Origin of the sequence: Bathymodiolus azoricus thioautotrophic gill symbiont (assembly GCF_001298715.1) — a bacterium.
In the GTDB taxonomy this organism is placed as follows: domain Bacteria; phylum Pseudomonadota; class Gammaproteobacteria; order PS1; family Pseudothioglobaceae; genus Thiodubiliella.
In genome coordinates this window covers 1-3,672 of the sequence record NZ_CDSC02000148.1, presented here as the reverse complement: position 1 = coordinate 3,672, position 3,672 = coordinate 1, and the positions used below count along the sequence as shown (strand labels likewise).

Genomic DNA, 3,672 nt, shown 5'->3' with positions numbered 1-3,672 from the left:
GTTAACATTTTTTTAAGCAAAACGACCAAGAAATAAGAGGTATTTTAACAAAAGTTGGTTGATTTGTCTAGGGTTATTGTTATTTTTATTATTATAAATCAATGTTTTGTGTGGTTTTTAAGGGCTGACTATTTAGTATCGTTATGTCATTATTTATGATTAGTATTATGTCATTTGTGGTGACTTATATGAATATTGGCTGGGGCGAGCAAACCATTGAAAAATGGTTATCCAGTTTTGCTATTGCATGGTTAGCGGGCTTTCCACTACTGTATATTTTTGCACCGATTTTTAAGAAAATAATTATTCAGTCGTTATCCAAATAAGGTGTGCCATTCTGCCTGAGTTTGCCCCATCTCGGCGATAGGAAAAATATTTTTCTTCCTGTTCAACAGTGCATTGGTCGCCACCTGTTATTACTTTAACATCCAAGTCATTTAAAATAATGCGTGCAACCTGATAAATATCTAAGTGATATTTGCCCTTTTTTTGTGTGAATGCCATGCTCAGTTTTTCATCTTTAGCAATAAACTGCTCAAATACTTCGCTACCTACCTCAAGGTTTTTCGCACAAATCGCTGGGCCAAAATGTATCAACAAGTCATGTTCATCAAAGGCTTTGATGAATGATTCAATCACACCGTTTAAAATCCCTTGCCAACCTGCGTGTGCCACGCCTACTTGTGTACCTGATTGATTGGATGCAAAAATCGGTAGACAGTCAGCAGTCATTACCGCACAAACCACACCTTTCTCACAAGTAATAACACTGTCGCCTTCGCAATCATTTGACTGAGCATCTAAACAAATATCAGAGTGGGTTTGATTTAACCATTTTGGCTCACTGGGCAAATTATAGTGTTGAACGAGCAATGCTTGATTATGTGCAACTGATTCAAAATTATCGCCCGTATGCATTGCAAGATTAAAGTTTTCATAGCCACCCACACTCGTTCCACCTTTTAAGTATCGTGTGGTTGAAAGATGTTTAACCTTACTTGGAAAACCAACGCTAAGCTGGGTCATATTTTTGTAACACTTCAATTAGGGCTTGCATATCTTCTGGTAATAGCGCTTTCCATGACATTTCTTGCCCTGAAATCGGGTGCGTTAATGTGAGTTTTTTGGAATGCAATGCTTGACGATCAAATCCTTTGAGTGCATCTTTAAGTGCTTCATCTGCTCTCTTTGGAAAACGAACCTTACCGCCATACATTGTATCAGCAATCAGTGGATACCCTATATGCGACATATGTACACGAATTTGATGGGTGCGTCCTGTTTCCAAAACCGCCTTAACATGCGTATGGTGTCCAAACCTGTCAATCACACGGTAATGCGTAATAGCATCCTTGCCACCTTCGCTCACCGCTTGTTTAATGCGGTCTTTTGAATCACGCCCGATAGGCTCATTAACCGTGCCACCTGAGATCATATGCCCATAGACAATAGCACTATATTCTCTTGACACACTGTGCGTTTGCAATTGCTCAACTAGATTTTTTTGCGCCAATTCACTGCGTGCTACTACCATTAAGCCAGAAGTATTTTTATCCAAGCGATGTACAATACCTACTCTATCAAGTTTAGCCAGCGATGCATCGTGATATAACAGCGCATTTGCCAATGTACCACTCCAGTTACCCGCACCAGGGTGCGTCACTAGGCCAACTGGTTTATTAATGATAATGATATCTTCATCTTCAAAAACGATATCTATAGGAATATCTTGTGCCACCCAATCATTGGTTTTTTCTCGCTTGATTTCAAGCTTAACAATCTCACCACCTAAGACTTTGTCTTTAGGTTTAAAGGTTTTATCATTAATAAGAGCACTCCCTGATTTAACCCAAGTAGTGATTTTAGAACGAGAATAATCTGGCAACATTGTAACTAGTGCACTATCAATGCGTTGCCCGATGAGTCGGTCTGGAATGATGACATTAAGATTCATAGCCGTAATTTTACACTTTTATATTAATCAACTTTTCAAGGTCTTCTATTAAATTGACTTTTGCCAATCATCCCTATTTATCCGTAAGGGAGGCTACGCACTGCAAAGGTCTCTAAATACAAAAATACCGACTAACAAGTCGGTATTTTTATCATCTAATTTGGCGTCCCGTAAGAGATTTGAACTCCTGTTGTCAGGATGAAATCCTGAAGTCCTGAGCCAGCTAGACGAACGGGACAGCGATATTTTAGTTGAGAATAGATATTCTTGCAATTCTTTAAGGCGAAAAAAAATGGCTCAGTTTAATAAAACTGAGCCATTTTCGGTATTTGGCATCGCCTAGGAGAATCGAACTCCTCTTACCAGGATGAAAACCTGGGGTCCTAACCGATAGACGAAGGCGACATAGTTTTTTTGCATTAGGACGATGGTGGAGCTAAGCGGGTTCGAACCGCTGACCCCGACACTGCCAGTGTCGTGCTCTCCCAGCTGAGCTATAGCCCCATTTGTTGGTTGCCAAGCAAAAGATGCAAATTATAGTCTGTATGCTAAATTAGTCAAGTTAAAATACACTTATGTTAGAAAAAAAATACACCGAAAAAACTTTTACTTTGGAAATTCTTTATCATGTAGGCGTTTACGAGAACTCTATTCATTTTATTTTTGACCACGCTTCAAAAACTTGCGTCATTATTGACCCCGCTTGGGAGGCAGATTTATTTATCCAGCGTATTAAGGACAAAGGTTATAAACTTACCGATATTTGGCTAACGCATTGGCATGGCGACCACATCAATGCAGTGGATGAAATTATAGAAAAAATAGGGGCAAAAATCACAATAGGCATTAATGAAGTCCCTTATCTGCAAATTAAAAATAAAGTGCAAACAGTTAGTGATGGTGACACAATACGCTTAGGCAAGACAAACGCTAAAATAATTAATACACCAGGGCATACTGCAGGTGGTGTTTGCTATTTATTAGATGGACATTTGATTGCAGGAGATACCTTGTTTGTCTATGGCGCAGGACACTGCTCACTGCCTGACGCTAATGCAATAGAATTGTACCATTCTATGCAAAAACTTAAGCAAGTTGATAACGATACAATGCTACATTGCGGACATGATTATGGCTCAAAAATTGAAACCACGATGGATGAGCAAAAACAAGGCAATGCTTGGCTCGTTATTGACACACAAGCCGATTTTGTTAAATTTGTTGATGATATGGCTCAGGGTTTAATTGCTTACCCGACTGATGCGCTTAACAAGTTAGAAATCCAAGCTATGTTATAGCGCATCATCAATACTTTTAGAGACCTTTGTATAAACTAGGGATGATTGACAAAAACCAATTTTTGCCCAATTGGGTTTTTAATGATTATTTCTAATTTAGGCAAAAGTCTCTCATAATCTAGATAATAAATATCGTCTAATGTCGTTAATCCTGAATTCAGATGTTAATAAAAAAGGGACTAACTTATATTAATACCAACATCTTATAAGACAGTCTATTACCACTAAATCCAAACACAATTGAATCAATTCTATCCAGTGTCGATCGTTTGACATTGCCATCATTCAACCTAAAAACAAACTCATCAACATAACGCCCGATATGTTTATCTGAAAAATGATGAAATACACCATGATAACCGCGTTTTAATAACGCCCAAACACTCTCAATGCCATTAGTATGCACAATACCATTAACAT

5 protein-coding genes and 3 tRNA genes are annotated in these 3,672 nt (G+C 38.3%); 2 read left to right on the top strand and 6 right to left on the bottom strand.

The window, feature by feature from the left end; translation table 11 throughout:
- Positions 1–137 precede the first annotated feature (137 nt).
- Entirely contained in the window at positions 138–326 is a 189-nt protein-coding gene (locus tag BAZSYMA_RS03010; RefSeq protein WP_090715500.1) for a DUF2798 domain-containing protein, read from the top strand.
- Here the strand turns inward: BAZSYMA_RS03010 and pgeF are convergent.
- The 5 genes from pgeF to BAZSYMA_RS02985 all read right to left on the bottom strand — a co-directional run bounded on the left by pgeF (position 304) and on the right by BAZSYMA_RS02985 (position 2,458).
- On the bottom strand, positions 304–1,026 hold the full coding sequence (gene pgeF, locus BAZSYMA_RS03005) for a peptidoglycan editing factor PgeF (protein WP_090715497.1): 723 nt from the start codon (positions 1,024–1,026) through the stop codon (positions 304–306). The genes BAZSYMA_RS03010 and pgeF overlap by 23 nt on opposite strands.
- On the bottom strand, positions 1,013–1,954 hold the full coding sequence (rluD, locus tag BAZSYMA_RS03000) for a 23S rRNA pseudouridine(1911/1915/1917) synthase RluD (protein WP_090715495.1): 942 nt from the start codon (positions 1,952–1,954) through the stop codon (positions 1,013–1,015). The genes pgeF and rluD overlap by 14 nt, the downstream gene beginning before the upstream one ends.
- Positions 1,955–2,115: 161 nt before the next feature.
- Positions 2,116–2,192, bottom strand: a tRNA-Glu gene (locus tag BAZSYMA_RS02995).
- A gap of 92 nt (positions 2,193–2,284) precedes the next feature.
- A tRNA-Glu gene (locus BAZSYMA_RS02990) sits at positions 2,285–2,359 on the bottom strand.
- Positions 2,360–2,382: 23 nt separating this feature from the next.
- A tRNA-Ala gene (locus BAZSYMA_RS02985) sits at positions 2,383–2,458 on the bottom strand.
- Between the two features lie 71 nt (positions 2,459–2,529).
- Here BAZSYMA_RS02985 and BAZSYMA_RS02980 point away from each other — a divergent pair.
- Complete coding sequence (locus tag BAZSYMA_RS02980; RefSeq protein ID WP_090715492.1) at positions 2,530–3,252, top strand: MBL fold metallo-hydrolase; 723 nt, start codon at positions 2,530–2,532, stop codon at positions 3,250–3,252.
- A gap of 184 nt (positions 3,253–3,436) precedes the next feature.
- On the opposite strand, the gene BAZSYMA_RS02975 is transcribed toward BAZSYMA_RS02980, so the two are convergent.
- Positions 3,437–3,672 (bottom strand): transposase (locus BAZSYMA_RS02975; RefSeq protein WP_143243079.1); only part of this gene is annotated, 236 nt, incomplete at its 5' end.